The 21,100-nt window shown below is 59.5% G+C and carries 19 protein-coding genes; 4 read left to right on the forward strand and 15 right to left on the reverse strand.

Going from position 1 to position 21,100, the window contains the following annotated elements; translation table 11 throughout:
• Window positions 1–205 precede the first annotated feature (205 nt).
• The 3 genes from QEZ49_RS00275 to ilvA form a co-directional block, all read right to left on the reverse strand.
• Window positions 206–1,279: a FecR domain-containing protein gene (locus QEZ49_RS00275; protein WP_280383089.1), complete on the reverse strand. Its 1,074-nt coding sequence runs from the start codon at window positions 1,277–1,279 to the stop codon at window positions 206–208.
• 108 nt (window positions 1,280–1,387) lie between these two features.
• On the reverse strand, window positions 1,388–1,900 hold the full coding sequence (locus QEZ49_RS00280; protein WP_280383090.1) for a sigma-70 family RNA polymerase sigma factor: 513 nt from the start codon (window positions 1,898–1,900) through the stop codon (window positions 1,388–1,390).
• Window positions 1,901–2,297: 397 nt separating this feature from the next.
• Window positions 2,298–3,851: a threonine ammonia-lyase, biosynthetic gene (gene ilvA / locus QEZ49_RS00285; RefSeq protein WP_280383092.1), complete on the reverse strand. Its 1,554-nt coding sequence runs from the start codon at window positions 3,849–3,851 to the stop codon at window positions 2,298–2,300.
• A 319-nt stretch (window positions 3,852–4,170) separates the two neighbouring features.
• On the opposite strand from ilvA, the gene QEZ49_RS00290 reads away from it, so the two are divergent.
• A complete protein-coding gene (locus QEZ49_RS00290; RefSeq protein WP_280383093.1) occupies window positions 4,171–4,629 on the forward strand; it encodes a hypothetical protein in 459 nt (152 codons plus the stop codon).
• Between the two features lie 128 nt (window positions 4,630–4,757).
• Here the strand turns inward: QEZ49_RS00290 and QEZ49_RS00295 are convergent, their stop codons facing one another.
• The 11 genes from QEZ49_RS00295 to QEZ49_RS00345 all read right to left on the reverse strand — a co-directional run bounded on the left by QEZ49_RS00295 (window position 4,758) and on the right by QEZ49_RS00345 (window position 15,822).
• Window positions 4,758–5,540, reverse strand: coding sequence for a TorF family putative porin (locus QEZ49_RS00295; protein ID WP_280383095.1), 783 nt, complete (start codon window positions 5,538–5,540; stop codon window positions 4,758–4,760).
• Between the two features lie 162 nt (window positions 5,541–5,702).
• Window positions 5,703–5,999, reverse strand: a complete 297-nt coding sequence (locus tag QEZ49_RS00300; RefSeq protein ID WP_280383097.1) for a hypothetical protein — start codon at window positions 5,997–5,999, stop codon at window positions 5,703–5,705.
• A 12-nt stretch (window positions 6,000–6,011) separates the two neighbouring features.
• Window positions 6,012–6,704 (reverse strand): tetratricopeptide repeat protein, encoded by a 693-nt coding sequence (locus QEZ49_RS00305; protein WP_280383099.1) that lies wholly within the window; start codon window positions 6,702–6,704, stop codon window positions 6,012–6,014.
• A 5-nt stretch (window positions 6,705–6,709) separates the two neighbouring features.
• On the reverse strand, window positions 6,710–7,816 hold the full coding sequence (locus QEZ49_RS00310; RefSeq protein ID WP_280383101.1) for a ring-hydroxylating oxygenase subunit alpha: 1,107 nt from the start codon (window positions 7,814–7,816) through the stop codon (window positions 6,710–6,712).
• A gap of 86 nt (window positions 7,817–7,902) precedes the next feature.
• A complete protein-coding gene (locus QEZ49_RS00315) occupies window positions 7,903–10,314 on the reverse strand; it encodes a N,N-dimethylformamidase beta subunit family domain-containing protein (protein ID WP_280383103.1) in 2,412 nt (803 codons plus the stop codon).
• A 122-nt stretch (window positions 10,315–10,436) separates the two neighbouring features.
• Window positions 10,437–10,877, reverse strand: coding sequence for a N,N-dimethylformamidase, small subunit (locus tag QEZ49_RS00320; RefSeq protein ID WP_068463385.1), 441 nt, complete (start codon window positions 10,875–10,877; stop codon window positions 10,437–10,439).
• Window positions 10,878–10,947: 70 nt separating this feature from the next.
• A complete protein-coding gene (gene urtE, locus QEZ49_RS00325; RefSeq protein WP_280383106.1) occupies window positions 10,948–11,646 on the reverse strand; it encodes an urea ABC transporter ATP-binding subunit UrtE in 699 nt (232 codons plus the stop codon).
• Window positions 11,646–12,392, reverse strand: coding sequence for an urea ABC transporter ATP-binding protein UrtD (gene urtD, locus QEZ49_RS00330; RefSeq protein ID WP_280383108.1), 747 nt, complete (start codon window positions 12,390–12,392; stop codon window positions 11,646–11,648). Before urtD ends, urtE begins: the two co-directional genes overlap by 1 nt.
• Window positions 12,393–12,395: 3 nt before the next feature.
• Window positions 12,396–13,499: an urea ABC transporter permease subunit UrtC gene (gene urtC, locus QEZ49_RS00335; protein ID WP_348534780.1), complete on the reverse strand. Its 1,104-nt coding sequence runs from the start codon at window positions 13,497–13,499 to the stop codon at window positions 12,396–12,398.
• A 47-nt stretch (window positions 13,500–13,546) separates the two neighbouring features.
• Entirely contained in the window at window positions 13,547–14,422 is an 876-nt protein-coding gene (gene urtB, locus QEZ49_RS00340; RefSeq protein ID WP_280383112.1) for an urea ABC transporter permease subunit UrtB, read from the reverse strand.
• Window positions 14,423–14,514: 92 nt separating this feature from the next.
• Entirely contained in the window at window positions 14,515–15,822 is a 1,308-nt protein-coding gene (locus QEZ49_RS00345; RefSeq protein ID WP_280383114.1) for a transporter substrate-binding domain-containing protein, read from the reverse strand.
• Between the two features lie 382 nt (window positions 15,823–16,204).
• Here QEZ49_RS00345 and QEZ49_RS00350 point away from each other — a divergent pair, with 382 nt between their 5' ends.
• Genes QEZ49_RS00350 through QEZ49_RS00360 form a run of 3 tightly spaced genes read left to right on the forward strand, consistent with a single transcriptional unit; the run spans window position 16,205 to window position 19,680 of the window.
• Window positions 16,205–16,858, forward strand: coding sequence for a response regulator transcription factor (locus QEZ49_RS00350; protein WP_280383116.1), 654 nt, complete (start codon window positions 16,205–16,207; stop codon window positions 16,856–16,858).
• Between the two features lie 3 nt (window positions 16,859–16,861).
• Window positions 16,862–18,418: an ATP-binding protein gene (locus QEZ49_RS00355; protein ID WP_280383117.1), complete on the forward strand. Its 1,557-nt coding sequence runs from the start codon at window positions 16,862–16,864 to the stop codon at window positions 18,416–18,418.
• A gap of 26 nt (window positions 18,419–18,444) precedes the next feature.
• On the forward strand, window positions 18,445–19,680 hold the full coding sequence (locus tag QEZ49_RS00360) for an ABC transporter substrate-binding protein (protein WP_280383119.1): 1,236 nt from the start codon (window positions 18,445–18,447) through the stop codon (window positions 19,678–19,680).
• A 66-nt stretch (window positions 19,681–19,746) separates the two neighbouring features.
• On the opposite strand, the gene glnT is transcribed toward QEZ49_RS00360, so the two are convergent.
• On the reverse strand, window positions 19,747–21,054 hold the full coding sequence (gene glnT / locus QEZ49_RS00365) for a type III glutamate--ammonia ligase (RefSeq protein ID WP_280383121.1): 1,308 nt from the start codon (window positions 21,052–21,054) through the stop codon (window positions 19,747–19,749).
• Window positions 21,055–21,100 lie beyond the last annotated feature (46 nt).

The raw sequence follows: 21,100 nt of genomic DNA on the forward strand, positions 1-21,100 counted from the left end.
GCAGCTGATGTCCTGTCCCCTATGCAAAGAACGAACGGGCTCGGGGCGTTTTCAAAAATTTATGGCAACCGTAGGGAACTTTTTTCGCAAGCGCGGGCGATGGGCGCGACAGCAAACCTGCCCGCTGCCATGCGCAGCGTACGCATGGATGGCGGCTAAAATGGCTTGAAGAATTTTAGAGTAGCGCGGGTGATGGCGTGATCAATCAGCCGCCGTAAACAACAACCAGCCACGGGCTGATCTGCTGGACCGAAGCCCCATTCGCTTCCGCTACGGCCCGCAATGCGGCGATTGGGTCGTTGAGCCTGTAAACACCGCTGACGCGCTGCTGTCCAAGCGACGCGCTCAGGATTACAATGCGGCCGGAATAGTAGCGGCGCAGTTCATCAACGACGCTGTCGACCTCTTCATCGATAGCAACCAGCTTGCCATCGCGCCATGCGCCGGCATCTGCGCCGGTACCGCGCTCGATGGCGCCATTGGCAATGTCCACGCGGGCCCAATCGCCCGGCCCCAGAGGGCCGTCGGACGCTGAAGCACCGACTTGTCCAACGGCGACACTGCCATGATCGACCGCAATTGTCGCGCCGTCCGATAACACGCGCACATCGAATGCAGTGCCGAGAACTCTCGTCTCGACGCCATTGCCTATCACAGCGAACGGCCGATGCTGGTTGGGCGCAACCTCAAAAAATGCCTGGCCCGATAAAAGACTGACACGCCGTGCTTCGGCGCTCAGGTCCACCGTGATAGCGCTCGATGCACCGAGATATACTTCGCTGCCGTCGGCCAGTTCTATACGCCGTACTTCGCCCGTGCCGGTTGCGTAGTCCGCCTCAAGCCAGGTCGAAAACGTCGGCAGGTAAGCGATGGCGATGCAAGCCGCCGCCAACGCCGCTGCAACGGATGCCTTGCCGAAATGTCGACCGGTGCCGCCAGCGGATCTACGCAATGCTAGTCGCTGTCGCGCCACGCCTCTGTTGTTTGCGGATGTTGCGGCAGTGTGCAGGCTCCGTCCACCTGTCACATCGCGACGATGATCGCTCGACGCCGTGGCCTTGCCCGTCGCGCGATGCTGCGTCGCCTCGGGCAAATTCCCGAGCAGGCTCCAGGTATGCTCGGCTTCTTGCCACGCGCGCTGATGCGCATCGCTGATGGCCAGCCAGGCCTCAAAGCGGGACCGCAGTTGACGATCATCGGGATCGTCGCGCAGCGCGATAAGCCAGTGCAGCGCCTCGCGAGACAGATCATCGTTTTTCTCGGTCGGCGAAATTGTCATATCTCCTGCGCCAACAGTCGTCGCGTTGGGGAATCACAGCGCATCTCATTCATAAAACGAATGGGCACGGCAGTTCTTCAAAAAGTTCTCAAGAAAATTTCCGACCGGTCAGCGCGCTTTGGGCTGCGCCAGCCGCTGGCGGCAGTGGTCCAGCCCCTCATAGACGAGATTGTGCGCCAGCGCCGGCGAGATGCCGAGATGATCGGCAATGTCCTTCAGTTTCCAGCCGTGGAAACGGTGCAATTCCAGCGCGATGCGCGTGCGCTCCGGTAGCTCCGCAACTGCCTGCATCAGCAAGCGAAGATCATCCCGCGAAGACAGCGCCTGTTCCTGGGTCGGGTTGTCCGCCGCTACCGTCGCCGATGCCTGCTCGCCGTCGAACAAACGTCGTTCGAACGAAAGCCTGCGCACCCAATCCAGAGCCAGGTTGCGCACAATCCGGCGCAGGTATCCGAGCGGCTCGTCAATCGTGCGATCGGCCGCCATGGAGCGCAGGCGAATAAACGCGTCCTGGACGATGTCTTCACCGCCCGCGCGATCGCCCACGATGGCCGTTGCGTAGTCGACCAGCTCGCCGCGGTGCAGAAGATATTGGTCGAAGCGATTTTCCGAGATGGCCACAGATGCCCCGCTGACTACGCGATACGAAACAGCCCCCAGAACCCATTGAGTTGGACGCGGCATGGCCTGCGGTAAGACAGTTGGAAGGCCACGCAGAGCGCCACTATCCTCCCGATAAACCAGCACTTTTATGCTGGCAACAGCGCGATGAACCATCGCTTGCCGTCCGTGCTGGTGGGCTAGAATATAACTATACAAAAAAAGTCATTTTTATCGATTGCGGTCAATGCATTGCCGGTTGGGAACGAGTGGGGTGGTGCCCGCCTCCGGCATCTCAAGCTGTCCAGCGAAACGTACTTTAGGTGCGGCGTGTCGCATTTCGCACACACCCCTTCAGGCGCGGACGTGGCCAGTGTATGGTCAGAGCAGCGCCGTGGTTGATGGAAGAGTTGGCGTTCTAGGCCGACTTCGTCTTGGGCAGTCGGCCGTTGCCGTTGCGGTCCGACAGAAACGACGCGTAGGCCGGGTTGTCGCTTTCGTCCCAATAGGGATACGAAAGCTCATCCAGGCTGCGTTTCAGATCAGCGCGCTCATGCGGTGGCACGTCGATGCCCGCCAGCACGCGGCCATAATCGGCGCCGTGATTGCGATAATGGAACAGCGTGATGTTCCAGCGGTCGGACAGGCTGTCGAGGAACTGCAGCAACGCGCCGGGCCGCTCCGGAAACTGGAAGCGGAACACCATCTCGTTGTCGAGCCCTTCGACGCGGCCGCCGACCATGTAGCGCACATGCAGCTTGGCCATCTCATTGTTGCTCATGTCAACGACGCCATAGCCGTTCTCGGCCAGTGTTTCGATGATCTGCTGCTTTTCTGTTTCGCCGTTGGACAGCCGCACGCCGACGAAGATGTGCGCCGACTTCGGATCGGCAAAGCGATAGTTGAACTCGGTGATGGCACGGCGGCCGAGAAGCTGGATAAACCGGCGATAGCTGCCTGGCGTTTCCGGAATGGTCACAGCCAGCAACGCTTCGCGGTGTTCGCCGAGCTCGGCCCGCTCCGAGATGTGGCGCAGGCGGTCGAAGTCCATGTTGGCGCCGCTGTTGATGGCAACCAGCGTGCGATCTGCAATGTCATGTGCTTCGGCGTATTGCTTCAGGCCAGCGAGCGACAGTGCGCCAGCGGGTTCGGGAACTGCACGCGTATCCTCAAAGATGTCCTTGATGGCCGAGCAGACCTCATCGGTGGTGACGGTGATGATGTCATCGAGATATTCGCGGCAGATGCGGAACGTTTCTTCGCCCGCAAGGCGCACGGCTGCACCGTCCGCGAAGAAGCCGACATGGTTCAGCAGCACGCGCTCGCCAGCACGCACAGCGGCCTGCATGCACGCCGCATCATCCGGCTCAACGCCGATGATCTTGATCTCGGGGCGCAGGAACTTGGTGTAGATGGCAATGCCCGCGGCCAGTCCGCCGCCGCCGATCGGCACGAAGATGGCTTCGATCGGATCGGGATGATGGCGCAGGATTTCCATGCCGATCGTGCCCTGCCCGGCGATCACATCTGGATCGTCGTAGGGATGAATGAAGACGAGTCCTTGCTCAGCTTCCAGCTTGCGGGCGTGGGCGGCGGCTTCGTCGAAGTTGTCGCCATGGAGTACGACATTGCCACCACGGCTGCGCACCGCCTGCACCTTGATGCCGGGTGTGGCGCACGGCATCACGATGGTGGCCTTGGTGCCCAACATGCGGGCGGAAAGGGCGACACCCTGTGCGTGGTTGCCGGCGGATGCGCAGATAACGCCTCGCTCGAGTGCTTCGGGCGAAAGGCCGGCCATTTTGTTATAGGCGCCACGCAGCTTGAACGAGAACACCGGCTGCAGGTCCTCGCGCTTCAGAAGCACGCGGTTATGCAGCCGCTTGGAAAGGCGCGGCATGTCGTCGAGCGGGCTGTCGATGGCGACGTCATAGACGCGAGCGCCGAGGACTTTTCTGACGTAATCTTGCACGGTGGGACCTGAGGGTATGAATAATGCGGGAAATGCCCCGCAACCGCAGCCGGATGCACGCTTGACTTCTCAGGCGCGGGGCTTGCCGTCAACCCGCCCGACGCAACGGCGTTCATGTTTTCTTGCAATCGGCGCCCAACCCAGGGACGGGTGCGGCATTTGTGGCACCGAGGCGCATGGTCGGTGGGGGCGTCGGAGGGCCCCAGGAGCCGACTGCTGCTGATAGCGGGCTGCCGGTGCAACGCGTACGCAGACATTAGTTTGGCGGTGGAATATCCTGCTGGAGGATTTACGCCAGCCGATTTGGGGGAAGCACACCATGATTGCCCGCGCGATGCTTACTGCTGCCGCTCTGTTGTTGTGTGGGAGCGTGCAGGCGGCCGAAGTCAAGGACATCCTTCAGCATGAGCGGCAGTTGCTGGCTGGCCAGTGCAGCGAGATCGAATTCTATCCCGGCTTCATCGAGATGATGGACCTGAACGGCGATGGCCGTGAGGATGCGATCATCGACTATCAATACGTCCATTGCGACGGAGCGACGGAGACCTTCTGCGGATCGGGCGGATGTACGTTGCGACTGTATAGCGGCAGCCGGAATGGCGCGTTCGCCGAAGCCGGCGAGTTTCTATCCTATGGCCTGAAGTTGCGTGGTAGCGGCAAGAAACGGCGCATCGCCATATCCGTGCACGGCAGCGCATGCGGCAAGGCTGGCGCGGCATCGTGCACCATCACCGGGCGTCTGGCGGACGGAAAGTTTGTCATCGAGCGCAAACAGTAATGACGCGTGTCGGCGGTCCTCGGAACAGTATTCGAAACGCAAGCGCCACTGGCCAGCTTCGCGGCTTGGCTAATGGCGCTCGTGTGATCGACATTGCAGCGTGCGCGTTCGCAATGGCGTTTTCGCGCCTATTTGATCTGGTTCAGCGACGTATCGAACGACAGGCTGAGCAGGAACCGGTTGCCGCACGAGTCGGCCTGGCCGATGAAGGCAACGCATTCGCTTTTCGAAAGGTCTGAGCCAGTGTAGCGCAGGTCGAGCGTCATGGCCTTGTGCGTGAAGCCCATGCCGGCATTCCAGAACGTGTAGCCGGGTGCGAAATTGCTGCCCACCCACTGATGGCCGATCTCACCCGAAACGTACGATGAGATGTCGTAGGGCAGGTTCAACTCCGGCAGCGCGCGACGGGCGAAGAATGACGAGTGAGTGCCATCGACGCCGTTGAAACCGATGAATGAGTTCGACCAGTAAAGGTTGGCGCCGATGGTGAGATCGTCGGTGAGCGCATACTTGGCGATGCCGTAGATCTTCCAGAAATCGAGCTGATTGCCGGGGTTCTCGCCGATGTAGTCGATATAGACGTAGCCAACATCGAGCGAGAGGGCATCGAAGCTGTGGCGGATGCCGCCGTAGTAGTCGAATTCAGCGTACGGATCTGTCGCGTCGAAGTCGACATTCGATGCCCAGAAGCCAGCGTAAAGACCGTTGGCGAAATTCAGCTCGATGTATCCCTGCGCGGCCGGACGGCCCTGTGTTTGCGACACGCTGCGCAGATTGTATTCGTTCGCAATCTTAGTTCCGAAAAGCACGTTGAACGGAAGTTGCGAAGACGAAGAATCTCCGGCGACGGCGGGCGAGACAGCGGCACACATGAGACCCGCAACCAAAAGCGAAGGCTTGTACGACGACATAGTTGGCATTCCCCTGGATCAAGAACTGACACTGGAAAGTCTAGATGGAGTCTAGAAAGAATATCTAGGAGAAATGCTGGCGTTTTGAGGATGTCGCTAGGGTAGTGGCGCGCAAATCGCAATGAGCTGAATATGTGCAGTTTTTTAAGGAGAACAGCCCATTTATGCGTCACGCTGGGGCGTGCGCTTGTAGAGGAATATATTAGCTCCGTCGCAGGCGGATGCTGCGTGGTTTACGCCCAGTTGTTCGGTCAGGTAGCGGTACACGATACGCGCTGCCGCCGGTGACAGGGCAGGCTTCCAAAGCCAGATGTCATGTTCGGAATCGACGTCAGCCTGCTCGAACATCGCCTTGGGGGCATCGGGAGCGCATCCGACGTGCCACTCCGCAGGCTGTCCGCCGAATTCCTTTATGTAGCTAAGAAACTCGAACTTGATCTGCTGTGCACTGAAGACCATCGCGTGCGCCTTTCAAAAAAGACGCAGGCGCGCGTGGCGGGAAACATCGGCGGTGCGCGAACGCCAGGATCTGACGCGGGCAGACCCCTGGCGCTTTTCATCCAGCGACATTTGCGGCACGAGCGCTTCGAGAGCGTTCAGTGCGGTGCCGACCCCGTGCTGTGCAGCCAGCGTCAGCCACAGGTAGCCCTCGACGCGATCCTTTTTGACGCCAATGCCATTGACATAAAAATATCCGAGCCGCGCCTGCGAGGGATAATGGCCAGCCTCGGCTGCTGCGCGATACCATTTGGCCGCACGCTCATTGTCGAGCGGAATATCTTCGCCCTTGGAATACAATGTCGCCAGATTGAATTGCGCGAACATGTCGTTCTGTTCGGCCGCTTTTGTCAGCCACGCGATGCCTTCGTTGACGTCGCGTTCAACACCTTGTCCCATGGCCAGCATCGCGCCGAGGTTGGTCTGCGCCTGAACGTTTCCTGCTGCCGCGCTCTCGCGATAGAAGCAAACCGCTGTAGGCATGGAGGCTGACACACCTTCACCATTGGCATACATCGCGGCGAGCCAGGCTTTGGCGTCACCATCGCCGTGGTCTGCAAGTTCGGTGAACAGCTCGAACGCTTCTGTGAATGCGCCACGCCCGTAGGCTGTCACGCCTTCGGCCAGCTTGTTGTTCTTATCGACGGTGAGTTTGAGCGAAAGCATGGCCGTTATCCTCTCACTTGCTGAAATATCGGTTGCGCAAACGGTTTTCGCGGCGCACGTACGGCGCGTTCCGCAAGCATCCGTTGCATCCAGTGACCTTGCTGGCTTGTTTGCAGAGGCATTGCTGCGCCGATCGTTTCCGGCTTGAAGCTCGTGCCCCACCGCGACAGCTGCACATGTTCTTCCACCGCCGCAGCGGCGCGGCGCTCTATCTCGCTGCGCCAGAACGAGGCGGCATCATCGCGGTTGCTGTTGAAGACGAAGCAGCGACACATCGTTCGACCAAGCGCTGTCGGCTGCAGAACGATCGCGCATGTTTCATCGCCCGCTCGGATCAGGACGAGGTTGGGGAAAAGCCATGCGAACGTTGCCGGTTGTCCTTGGATTGCGCCGTGCACCAGCCGCCAGATGCCTGCATCGCTGTCAGCCTGGCTGGCACTGCCATCGCCCTCTGACAGATGCTTGCCAAGCAGTTTCCAGTTGGCATCAAATTCGCACAGCCACGAATCCGTCAGCGCTGGCTGGGGAGTGGCGAAGAAGCCCCCGGCTTGATTAAGCGCCTGCAACGTGTCGCCAATCGGTGCCGGATAGACGTCGAGGTTGACAAGTATCATCGGCCCGAACGTAAACGTCCGCACATTGAGCAGCCGTTCAGGTCGTAGTCCGAGGTATTGCTCCATCTCCGGCGTCGCGTCACCCAGATCGCTAGCAGGGATAACGTCGCGATCGCGGCTGTAGCCACACGACGTGAACGAGCATTTGGTTTTCTTGCCCGTGCGGCATTGCAGCGGAATAGCGCGACAGCCGCCATGCTGGGCTTTGTTGAAGCGTCCGGTCAGTCCGCCATCCTGGCGCTGCACATGGATGCCGTGATTGCCGACCGTGAACGGCAGTAGATCGCCGTCGTTTTGAATTTGTTTTTCGTAACCGATGACGACCCAATCTCTGGTCCAGATTGTTTCGTCCTCAAGCATGCTGAAGCGCAGCGAGCGAACGGAGATCGGCGATAGCACGCGCGCGGTGCCGAACGGAGCGCAGGCGTCGGCATAGAATGCTGCGCTGGACAGATCGTGTCCTTCGTCGTGGAAGCCGAGGTCGGGGCGAAGCAACATGCGAAACAACCCTCCACGTTTATGCCATTCGATGGCAGAGAACCGGTGCCCGCGGACGGGGGCGCGGGCACCGGGCCGATGTGCCCTTACGTTGCCGGAGTGAGGGCAGGGCTCTCGTAGTCTGCGCGGCCGCGATGCTTCACCGCGTCAGCGGGTGGTGGTGGCAACGGGCCATCCATCATGAAGCGGTTGAGCACGTTGCCGACCAGCGTCGAGACATTGTTCTTGCCGTTGTTCCAGGGCAGCGAGCCGCAGAACGCGATCGACGAGAACGCGAAGCACGCGCCGCCGTTCGGTGTTTCGTGGAAGGCGATGTCGCCGCGCACGCGTGGATGCGTGGTGCCGTCGAGACCCTGCTGGTTGAAGCCGAAGTCTTCCATGACGAGGAGGTAGGCTTCGGTGTGCCGGCCAGCGGACGTGGCAACCGCGAGCGTGTGCGGCGGTGAACCCAGCGTAACGTCGACGATGTCGAGTTCGAGGCCGGCGCAACCGCCGCCGACGAGGCCGAAGTTGCCGATCGGTTCGTCATAGCTAATGCCTTCGAACGCCCACGCAACGCGCGGGTCCATGCTGTCCGGTGTGCGGCTGTAGTAGGTCGAAACGTCGAAGCCTTCGTTCGTCATGCCGACGCCGGCGACCGAGTACAGCGAGCGACCACGGAAGCGCCACATGCCGCCCAGTTCGCCGGTGCCCTGGTGGTAGTATTCGCCGGGTTCGGCGCGCCAGGTGCGGATGCCGGATCTGCAGCGCCGCATCTCCGTGACGACGCCGCGGCCGATGCCTTCGTATGCCGGATGGAACGAGTGCACCCAGTACCACGCGTCGGCGCCCATATACATCAGGCGGCCACCGCGCTGCGTATAGTTATGCAGTGCGTCGAGCTGTGTGCCTGAGTTGTGTTCTGGATGCGAACCGGTGATGACGACGTTGTAGTTCTCCAGACGCGCGACGCCATCGTAGGTTACATCTTCGTCGGTGATGACGTCGTATTCATAGCCCATCGTCTCCAGCCAGTAGATGAGGTGGAGATCGGCGGGATACTGCCACGGCGCCTGCGCAAGGAAGTGATCGTATTTTGGCCGGATGCTGAGGATAGGCCGCAGACGCGAAGACAGGCAGATGCCCGAGCCATCGGTGTGCGTGTCGTAGATCGATCCGCCGTACTCGCGGTGCTCGGCCAGGAACATGTTCTGGTGCTGCATGATCGGAACACGATATACAAACAGCTCCGCGCCGCCTGCGTTGCACGCGACGTGCTCGTTGGCATAGGCCATGTAGCTGATGGTTGGCACCATCACGGCGATCTTGGACTGCTCCTTGCCGATCTTTGGCACGACCCAGAACGGGATGTAATCTTCGTCGCCTTCGGCTGTGGTGACCTTCAGCGCATAGAAGCGGCTCTTGATGCCTTCGGCTGGAACGTCCCATTCAACATCGACCTGCCAGCGGGCGTTGTCGACGTCATCGTCGTGGAAGTGGATCGCGCCATATTCCTTCTTGGCGTACTTCCAGTCGAAGTTCTGGCCGGACCAGTTGTAACCGGTCAACGCGCGCGTCGGGCAGTTGACCAGCTTGGCATCAAAGCGATACGGGCCGTTGTCCTTGGCGACGATGGTGTCGATGCCGTCCCAGAAATCCCAGGCTGCAACGATCACTTCCGAGAGTGCGCCGGTCGGACCGGAGTTGCGTCGCTCCGTCAGTCCAGGCTGCGCGCCGGCCTTCATCTGTTCGATCTCGAACCGGTTTAGCGCGCGGTTGCAGATCCGGGGGCTGTCGATCTTGCCGTTGTACTTGCCGGAAAACCAAACGCCTGACGGCAGCGCTGACTTCGCCAGCGGATCATCGTCGATGCGATCAACGTAAGCGCCAAGTGCAACCGGCGCCGGGGTGTGAATGATCTTGGTCTTGATGTTCGCCTTCACCGGCTCAATGACCGGATCGAGCGCATAGACAACCTGCGGCTCGTGATAGAGCACCACTTCGCCGGTTGCTGCGTCGTAGCTTGCGGCCACGAAGTGCCACGCGTGATCGCGGATCGGAACGTTGGTGGTAACTTTGTGCTCGTTAATGCGCAGCTCAAGGCAGCCCTGATCGTTGATGAACAGGCCGTAGCCTTTGCCGTAACCCTGACCGCTCATCCACTTGGTGACGAGGCCCTGCGCGCCGTGCTTCCAGTAGCGCGGATGCGTCTTCGGTGTTGTCGGCCAGATCCAGCACTGCAGCGTGAAGCTGTCGACGTGGAGCTGCGGCTTGTCTTCGACGTAGCCGTAAGAGCCGCCGTGGATGATCTGCTTGCGGCCTTTGTATGTGCCGGTTGCCTTGGTTTCGATCGGGCGTTCGATGAAGCCGGGGCCGCGCGGGTTGGTGTCGCCATGGATCATCTGCACGACTTCGGCCTTGAATTCCGAAGGCCCGTCGCAGTTGACGTAGAACTTGATGGTTTCGCCCGGATGAACACCGAATTTGTCAGCGTATCCGGTTAGCCTCATCGCACACATGCTCTTCTCCAGTCTGTCAGGATTTCCTGCATGGCTTTGCCGTTCACGCACTCGGTGGAGTGCGCGGCAGGAACTTGTTTTGTCAGGTTGGGGCTGAGGCTTGCCTCAGCTCACGAATGGGGTCAGGTCACGGGCCAGTTGTCGTCGCGGTGCTTCCAGCCTTCGGTGAAGTTTTCCGGCATGCCCGCCGTTTCCGGCAATTCGTCGAGGCGCATCACGAATATGTCGTGCTGGATTTCCTGCTCATCGGTGTAGATCTTGTCGTTGACGAACACGGGTGGCACACCGCGGATGCCGGACAGGCGGCCGATGCGCCATTCCTTGTCGATCTTCGTGCAGATGACGATCAGCTTGCCCTTCGGTGACTCGCCGCGCATACGCAGCAGCACACGCCGCAGAACCGGATGCTCATGCACACCGCCCGATACAACCGTGGTGTCGCCCGGTTCACCGCACTTCAGCACCGAGAAACCTGCGACGCCCTTCATAGAGTCGACGCACTCCCTGTGCAGCCGGATAAGTTCTTCGCGCTCGGGCGTACCTTTCTTCGGGATTGAGATCATTCTTCGCTCCGTAGGTTTGGTTTTGATATTTGTCTCCGCAGAGACGAGCGGATTGAGCGTGTGGTGCGGCCTAGATCGTCATGTGCCGCTCCACCAGTTCATCGGTCATTTCGCCAATCGGCCCCCGTGCAACGACGCGGCCGTTGTCGACCATGAGGAAAGCATCACCCAGTTTGCGGGCGACCTTGATGTGCTGCTCGGTGAGGATGAGGCTGATGCCGAGTTCTTTGTTCAGCATCCGCAGAATTTCACCTATCTCGTGCACGATGTTGGGCTGAATGCCTTCGGTCGGCTCGTCGAGCAGCAACACCTGCGGACCGACAGCAAGCGCGCGCGCGATAGCGAGCTGCTGCTTCTGTCCACCGGATAACAGCCCGGCGCGTCGGTCGAGGTTTTCTCGGAGGTAAGGGAAAATGCGCAGGCAGAGTTCAGGGATTTCCGGTGCGCTGTCCTTGCGCGCGAACGTGCCCAGCAGGATGTTTTCTCGCACGGTGAAATCCGCGAGGATGCCGCGTCCCTGCGGGACATAGCCGATGCCGTAGCCAGCGCGCTGATACGGCGGTCTATTGGCGATGGCTTCGTCGCCCATGGTGATCGATCCGGTCGTGCGATCGGTCAGCCCCATGATGGTGCGCATGATGGTTGTCTTGCCGACGCCGTTGCGGCCTAGCACGCACAGGCATTGCCCCTGTTCCAGATCGAACGAGACGTTGCGCAGGATCTGGGTGGCGCCGTAATAGGATGAAACTTTGTCGAAGCTGAGCAGCATCAGGCAGCCTCCTGCTCGCCGAGATAAACTGAGCGCACGCGTGGATCGGCTTCGATCTCATGCAGCGAGCCCTGCGCGAGAAGCGTTCCCATGTGCATGACGGTGACGACATCGGCGATCTCGCGCACGAAGCCCATGTCGTGTTCCACCACGATGAGCGTCGTGCTCTTGCGCAGATCTTTGAAAATGCGCGCGGTCTTTTCGATCTCGCCTTCGGTCATGCCCGCGATGGGTTCATCCATCAGCATGAGGCGCGGCTCCTGCATCAGCACCATGCTGATTTCCAGCCACTGCGTTTCGCCGTGGGAGAGGATGCCGGCCTTTTCGCCGAGCCGATGCGTGAGATCAGCGAGTGTTGCGATCTCGTCGATCTTCTGTTCGAGGCCCGGCACCTTGAAGCGGCACAGGTTCCAGAACGGATTGGTCTGGCGGCTGTAAGCGACGGAAAGATTTTCACGCACCGTCAGGTCGCGCAGCACCGCAGGCACCTGGAATTTGCGACCGATGCCAGCGCGGGCGATAGCGTGTTCGTCGGCGCCGGTGATGTCTTCGCCCGCGAAAATGATCTTGCCGGAAGTCGGCTTGATGCGCCCGGTGATGAGATCCATCGTTGTCGTCTTGCCAGCGCCGTTCGGGCCGACGAGACAGCACAGCGTGCCTTCCGTAACCTCAAGGCTGAAGTCGTCGATGACCTTGATGGTGTCGAAGCTTTTGCAGAGGTGAGAGATTTCAAGCAATCCGGCCATGGCTCACTCCGAGGGAACAGGTTTGACGCCGCTGGGTTCGCGGAAGGACGTTTCTTTCGGCTTGCTGGCCAGCATGCCCAGTCCGGCTTCGACCAGACTTGCGAGGCCGTTCGGCAGAAAGCGTACGACGACGATGAAGAAGCCACCGAGGATGAGCAGCCAGGTGGAGAGGAACGCGTCGCCCAGATAGCTCTGGCCGCCCTGGATGAGAAACGCGCCAATGATGGCCCAGAGTAGTGACATGCGCCCGCCGATCGCCGCCCAGATCACCATCGAGATGCTCAAGCCAACATCGAGCTGTGCAGGCGACACGTACTGCACCACCATGACCCAAAGGCAGCCGGCAACTGCAGCGATGAGGCCGGAGATTGTGTAGATGGTGGTTTCGTAGCTGGAGACGCTGTAGCCGAGAAAGCGTACGCGCTCCGCATCATCGCGGATGGCTTGCGTCACCAGGCCGAAAGAACTCTGCGTGATCAGTTTGGCGATGACGGTCGCAATCAGCAGTGCGAAGAAAACTGTCCAGTACGCAGCGGGGCTGTATGGATCGATCTGGAACGAGCCGAGCTGCAGCGGCGATGGCGGCGTGATGCCGTTGACGCCACCGGTGTAGGCCTGCTGATCCAGTATGATCGTGTAGAAGGCTGACAGCATCGCCAGCGTCATGATGGCGAAGAATGCTCCCGACACGCGGGCCTTGAACATTATCCGTCCAAACACGGCGCAGAACAGCGTCGGAATGCCTACGGCGAAGATCAAGCCGCTGACCGTGTTCTGGAACGGCCACCAAAGGAACGGCAGATAGTCGAGGCCGTTGTTCAGCATGATCGGCGGGATTGGATTTTCGGCCGTCTGCGTCTGCATCTGCATGGTCATCGCCATGCCATAGGCGCCGAGACCGAATGCGATGCCCTGGCCGAGATTGAGAATGCCGCCGAAGCCCCAGCACAGGCTGATGGATAGCGCCAGCATTCCATATACGCCGTACGTCGCGAGCTGGTTGAGCAGAAAGTCGTCGTCAACGCTGAACGGTATGGCTGCGAGCGCGAGGAAGAAGAGCGCGTATGCGATCCATTGCGCGGTTTTGTTGTGATACGGATTGCCCATCGTCGTCTCGCTGTCTGTTCCAACGCCTTTTGCTGATGTTTTCGTGTTCATCGGCGTACCCCGCCTTTTGCGAACAGGCCCTGAGGGCGGAACCGCAGGAAAACCACGATCAGCAGGAAGATGACGAAGCGCGCGAAGGTGTCGTTGGTGATGAAGGCGAAGACGGATTGGAGCTCACCGGTAAAGCCACTGGCGATGACGGTGCCGGCCAACGTTCCACCGCCCGCGACAACCATGAGGAAGGCTTGCACGACGTAGCTGTCGCCCATGGTCGGGAGCACGATGTTCAGAACGCCGAACAGTGAGCCGGCGACGCCCGCAAGACCCGCGCCAAGAGCGAACGTCATCATGTAGATGCGGCTGGAGTTGATGCCGAACGATGCGGCCATCTCCTTGTTCTGCATCACCGCGCGCACCTGGATGCCGAAGCGCGTTTTGTAGAACAGTATCCACAACGCGAGCACCAGTAGCGCGGTGACGGCAATCACGACAACGCGGAATGTCGAAATGTTTGCGAAGCCGAGCGAGATGTTTGACGAGAAGATCTCGGGCACTGCGAGATATTTCGGGTCCGATCCGAAGATCAGGCGCACACCCTGCACCAGAACGAGCGATACGCCGTAGGTTGCCAGCAGCGTGTCGAGCGGGCGATCGTATAAATATTGAATGAGGCCGCGCTCAAGTATCAGGCCGATGATCGCGACGATCACGAACGAAGCTGGAATGCACAGCAGATAGGGCACACCAACATAGTGCTGCAGCATGTAGGAGCTGTAGGCGCCGAGCATGATCAGCGCGCCGTGTGCCATGTTGATGACGCCGGCTGCGCCGTAGATGATCGTCAGGCCCAAGGCGGCTATCAGCCATATGCTTGCGATGCTGACGCCTAGGATGAGCGCGTTCAGAACTGAGCCAAAATCCACATCAACCCCCTGCGACCGCGGCCGGTCGCGTATCCAGCGTCCGGATCAGGCCGCCCCGCCAGATCGGCGAGGCAGGGCGGCCCGCTCTCACCTCAGATCACGCCCTTACGGATCTTGCCGTCCGGCGCTTTGAGGCCGTCTTTGGTGCACACACCGGACTCCGGGTAGATGGAGAACGGATCGGGCGCGACGTGGGTGTCGGCGGACTTCAAAACCTTGAAGGTGCCGTCGCCCTGACACTGGGCAATTTTCGGCTTCAGCCAGGTGTTGAAGTTGTTTTCGTCGATCCAGACTTCACCCTCGGGCGAGATGTCATCGCTGATGCGAATACCGCCCGAATGATCGCGAATTGCGCGCGGGGTGACGTTCTCAAAGCCGACCGCAGCAGCGGCTTTCTCGAAGCCGGCCTTGAACACGTAGGCTGAGAGATACGTCTCCTCCATGTTGTAATGGGTGACGCCGTTCTTGCCGTACTTGCTCTTCAGGAAGCCTTCGACGAACTTGTGGTTGGTCGGATTGTCGAGCGTCTGCACATAGGGCGCCGACAGGAAATGGCCAGCACCGAACTCGGCACCCATTGCGCGCGTTTCGATCTCGCCGGTGGTCAGCGATGCGATGGGCATCTGATCGACCTTGAAGCCTTCCTGCTTGAACTGCTTGTGGAAGGCGACGTCGGAAGCACCCACAACGGTGGAGAAGATGAAGTTCGGCTTGGCGTCGCGGATCTTGTTCAGGACCGGACCAAATTCGGAGCTGCCGAGCGGAATGTATTCTTCGCCGACCAGTTCTCCGCCGACCTGTTCAAGCCAGATCTTGGCGTTCTTGTTGGATTCCTTCGGCCACACATAATTCGAGCCGACAAAGAAAACCTTCTTGCCGAAGTTCTCGACCATGTACGGGATCAAGTCCTTCGAATGCTGGTTGGCGATCGGGCCGGTGCAAATGGCGTTCTGCGTGCATTCGGCGCCTTCGTAGCAGGTCGGGTAATAGAGCAGATGGTCCCGCTGCATGATCGTCGGCAAAATGGCCTTGCGGCTTGCAGACGTGTAGCAGGCGAACAGGGCGATAACCTTTTCGCGCAGGATCAGCTCTTTGGTTTTCTCTGAGTAGACGCTGAAGTCGGACTTCGCGTCGACAATCACCGGTTCGACTGGAACGCCGCCGATGCCGCCCGCCTTGTTGATCTCGTCAAAGGCATATTGAAGGACGAGGGTGGAGTCTTCTTCAGGAACCGCAAGTGCGCCGGTGAGCGAAAAGAGGACGCCCACCTTAAGCGGCGCGCCCTTCTTCAGCGTCGCGCCCCAGGCATCGCGTGAGCCCGGGATCCATACATGCGGCATTCCAACTGCCGCCGAGGCGGCCAAGGTGGTGGTTAGCAGTTTGCGCCGGGTAATCTTCATTACAGGTACCCCCTGGGATCTGGCGGAGTGAGTGAGCGCGTCCCCACGACACGTTCGCTAGAATTATTTTTATAACCAACTAGAGCTATCGACTAGACAAAACGCATGAGTTGTTGCCCAAGGGGTATGCGATTTTACGTTTTTTCCGATGCATTCGCCGTATAAGTGTGCAGATGCGGATGGAGCCGAGATGGATGTTGCCGGGAGGGTTCAATGGGTGGAGCGCCGCTCGCAGGCCGTCAGAAATTACGGGCGTTCGCTTGGAATCAGCGGCAAAGTGTGACCATTGTGGAATCTGGGCAGTGGTTAATCGAAGGTCAGCGTTGGGCGCCTCGCATCTAGAGGCTCTGGCTGATGCAACGAGCTAGCGAGCGATTAAACGATGAAGGTCATTATCGCGGACGACCACTGGGTGGTCAGGCAATCCCTCAAGCAGGTGATGCGTAGACTTAACCAGACGCTTGAAACGTACGAGGCGGAAACCTTCGGCGAATTGACTGCTCTTTTGGGCCAGCATCCGGACACGAGTCTGGTGCTGCTCGACCTGGTGATGCCGGGGTTCGAGGAGCTGGGTGGTCTGCGGGCACTGCGAACCAAGTTTCGAGACGTTCCGGTTGTTATCGTCTCAGTGCATGAAGACGTTGAGTATGTCATCCGCTCGGTAGAGCAAGGCGCGATCGGCTACATTCCGAAATCGTCCGATGGGCCCGAGATAGAGCGTGCGCTGGAGCGTGTTCTGGCCGGAGAAGTCTCGTTTCCGCGGCGCATCTTGGAACGTTCGCGCTCATCTTCGCCGCCACCGCCAAAGCCGCAGACGTCAACCACTCGCGATGTCGATACGTTGACGGAGCGCGAGCGTGATGTTCTTTCGCTGCTGGGCAGCGGTTCATCTGTGAAAAATATCGCCGAGAAGCTGGGGCTCAGCAGTCAGACCGTGCGTATCCATATCGGCAATGCAATGAAGAAGCTCAATCTCCCGGACCGGACGAGCGCCGTGCATTATGCGGTGACGCACTTCGGCCGCGCGCCTGTTTAATCGATGCGTGATACTTCCGATCGACGATCTGTCGACGACGAGAAGCTCGATGCCATCTGGGCGGGGCTTGATGCCACTGATGACGGCATCTTCGTTTGGTCGGCTGAGCGTGCGCTCGTTTTCATCAACGAAGGCTTTCGCCGCAACTGGGATTTGCCGGTCCGCATCGGGATGGATTACGAAGAGTACGCTTCGCTCATTGCCCATTCGCAGGAGTGGATGATCCCCGGCGAACCGGATGAGCGGTTTCAGAACACACTCAACGATTTCGGCGTCGCCACTGACGCCGATTATGAGTGCGCTTCAGGGCATATTGTACATGTCCGGCAGCGGCCATCAGCGCCGGGCGGTATGGTCGTTACATTCACCGATGTGACCGCGATCAAGCGCAACGAGCGGGAGTTGCGCGAGGCGAAGGAAGCTGCGGAAGCGATGGATGAGGCGAAGTCGCGTTTTCTGCGCGCCGCCAACCATGATCTCCGCCAGCCGCTCGCCTCTCTGAAGATCCTGATCTACAGCTGCGTGCGGGAGCAGGACGACGAGAAACGCGCCGAGATGCTGCACGCGATGGGCGTGGCGACATCGATCATGGAAGACCTGCTCGGCGCGCTGCTTCAGATCGGTCAGCTCGATGCCGGACGCGTGCAGCCGCGCATCACCTCGTTTCAACTTTCGGAGCTGTTCGAGCGCCTGCATATCCAGTTTAATCATCAGGCGTCGGAGAAAGGGCTGCGCCTCAGGTTCGTGGCGCCAAGCAAGACCGTTGCAACCGATCGCGCGCTGCTGGAGCGCATCCTCAGCAACTTCGTCGGCAATGCGATCCGTTTCACTGAGCTTGGTGGCGTGCTCGTAGGGTGTCGCAAGGAAGGGCATGGGTTGCGCATCGACGTTCTCGATACCGGGCGCGGGATCCGTCAGGAAGATTTCGGGCGCATATTCGAGGAGTTTTATCGCGTCACCGACAATAATCAGATCCAGAAAAAGGGGCTGGGGCTCGGTCTCAATATTGCAAAACGTCTGGCGGATCTTCTGGAGCTGCCGATCGGGTTGCGCTCTGAGGTCGGCCGCGGATCGACGTTTTCGGTCTGGGTTCCGCTGGGTAACATCTGGCACAGTGATATCAGCGCTGAGGTGGATATCAGCGAGACGGTCGCGGGTGAGTTCGCAGGCATACCGATGCTGCTCATCGAGGACGATGATTTTCTGCGCGAGTCAATGACACAGTTGCTGCGGCGCTGGGGGATCGACGTGCATGCTGCCGCGAACGAGGACGAAGCGCTGGAGCTGGTTGAGGATGGCGCGGTCGCGCCCCGCATGATCATCGCGGACTACAATCTTGAAGTACGCACAGGGCCGGACGTAATCGCTGCAATTCGCGCCAGGACCGGCGAAGATACGCCCGCCATAATCGTTACGGCAGATGCTGAGCCGCGGGTGATTGCCGGCATCCGCGACGCGGGTATTCCCGTCTTGATCAAGCCGGTTAGTCCGCCACGACTGCGCGTGATGATGCACAATCTGCTTTTCGAACCTGATCTTTTGAAATCGGCCGACATCTGAAACCGCCAGCGAAGGACAGCTCTTACGTGGATGATCGCTCCAAGCCCGTTCCGATCGGGAGCATGGTTCCGCTTACAGGCCCGTCAGCAGCGGATGGTGCCGAATTCCGCAACGGCATGATCTTGGCCTGCGAAGAATTGAATGCACGCGGCGGTCTTTTCGGGCGCCCGTTTCAACCCATCTTCGCCGATACGTGCCGGCAGACCGCCAAAGAAGTTGTGACGGCCGCTCGCTGGCTGATCGAGAAGCATCAGGTTCACGCGATCATCAACGGATACAATATCGGCGCGCAGAATTCGGAATACGAGCCGATAGCGGATGCCGGTATCATTTACGTGCATGCCAACACGCTGCTGCAACACCACGACACGGTGATGAGTGATCCGCAGCGATATTTCGGCTGCTTCATGGCCGATCCGGCCGAGTATTGGTATGGCCCGGGCTTCATCAAGTTTCTATCGTGGTTGCGCGACACCGGCCAATGGATTCCAAAATCGGATCGTATTGCGATCATATCGGGATCGACGCCGTACAGTATCGTCATCGCCAACGCGATGGCGAACTCGGCCACAAGTTTTGGCTGGAAGGTGTGCTTCGGCCCGAAGATCGTGCAGACGCCGACAAGCCAGTGGCGCGATGTCATTGAGGAAGTGCGGGCGACAGATCCTGCCGTGCTCGCCAACACGCATTTCTATGCTGGCGATCTGGCATATTTTCAGCGGCAGTTCGTAGAAAACCCGATCGATTGCCTTGTTTATTTGCAGTACGGGGCTGTTCACCGCACCTTCACAGACATCGCGCAGGAAGCAAGTGTGGGCGTGATCGTCTCGTCGATCGTGGGGCTGCTGCGCGATGAAATGGGTAAGCGTTTCGAGGAGCGTTACACGGCGCGCTTTGGTTCCGGCTCGACGGCTTCCATCGGATGCCAATCCTACAGCAACATGCATCACTATGCGGTTGCAGCGGCGATGGCGGGGGGCTCCGGTGCGCCGGGGAATTTCGAACAGAACAGGAAAGTGGCGTTCGCGTTGCGCGGCATGATCTATCGCACCGTGCACGGCACGATCCGCTATCATCCCGATTGGCAGGCGGTCGTGCCTTATCCCGTGGTTACGCGCGATCCATCGCTTGGCATGCCGCATATATTCTATCAGATCCAGGATCTGAAAGAGCGGCTGTCGATGATTGCGCCGGAGCCATACAACACGGAGCGCTTCGTCTATCCACCGTGGATGAGCAAGGGTGCGCCACGCCGTCTGTGATGGTGCGTGTACGAAAAAGGGAGCCGGCCCAGGAGACGGCTCCCCGATTATGGTGTTTTGACAAGATCAAACGTCGAGCGTGTTTTCCCGCTCCCACTGGGTGAAGTGAGACGCATAGGCGTTCCACTCGGTATTCTTCAGCTTCACATAGGCGTTCGCAAATTCGTTGCCGAGCGCGCTTTTCAGTTCACTGTCCTTATCGAAGCTGCGCAGGGCATCGAGCAGGTTCAGTGGCAGCTTCGGCGCGTCCGTCACCGTATGGCCGAGCTGATACATATCGATGTCGTAGCGTTTACCCGGATGCGCCTTGAGCGCGATGCCAGAGAGGCCCGCAGCAATCACCGAAGCCTGCAGCAGATACGGGTTTGCCGCGCCGTCTGGCAGACGAAACTCGAAGCGACCCTTGCCCGGAACGCGCACCATGTGCGTGCGGTTGTTACCGGTCCACGTAACCGAATTCGGTGACCACGTGGCGCCGGAGATGGTGCGCGGCGCATTGATGCGCTTGTAGGAGTTGACGGTCGGGTTGGTGATCGCTGCCAGCCCCTCGGCGTGACGCATGATGCCGCCGAGGAAATTGTAGCCCTGCTGCGACATGCCAACTTCATCGGTGTTGTCGAGGAACATGTTCTGCGTGCCGGTTTTGTCCCACACTGAAATGTGCACGTGGCAACCGTTTCCGGTAAGGCCGGAAAACGGCTTCGGCATGAACGTGGCGCGCAGTCCGTGCTTTTCTGCGATCGATTTGACCATGAACTTGAAGAACGAATGTCGGTCGGCGGTGATGAGCGCATCATCAAAGTTCCAGTTCATTTCGAACTGGCCGTTGGCATCTTCGTGATCGTTCTGATACGGGCCCCAGCCGAGTTCCTGCATGTAGTCGCAAATTTCGGCGATGACGTCGTAGCGGCGCATCAACGCCTGCTGATCGTAACAGGGCTTTGCGGCAACGTCCTTGCTGTCGGAGATGGCGGTTCCATCGACGTTGATCAGAAAGTATTCGCACTCAACGCCGGTCTTGATGCGCAGACCCTGACTTTCCGCATCAGCCAGCACTTTCTTGAGAACCACACGCGGGGCTTGCGCGACGCGCTTGTCATCCATCACGCAGTCGGCTGCCAGCCACGCGACATCCTTTTTCCACGGCAGCTGGATGAGCGTTGACGGATCGGGCACGCCAAACATATCCGGATGCGCAGGCGTCATGTCGAGCCACGTCGCGAAGCCAGCGAAGCCCGCACCGTCTTTCTGCATGTCGGCAATGGCGGATGCCGGAACCAGCTTGGCGCGCTGCCCGCCGAACAGATCGGTGTAGGAAATCATGAAGTAGCGGATGCCGCGCTCTTTCGCGACTTGTGCCAGGTCCTGTGACATGTCTTCTCTCAATTCCTCAGCTAGCTGCGGCAGTTCCAGAGATTGT

It is taken from the genome of Hyphomicrobium sp. D-2, from assembly GCF_029872155.1.
Taxonomy (GTDB): domain Bacteria; phylum Pseudomonadota; class Alphaproteobacteria; order Rhizobiales; family Hyphomicrobiaceae; genus Hyphomicrobium_A.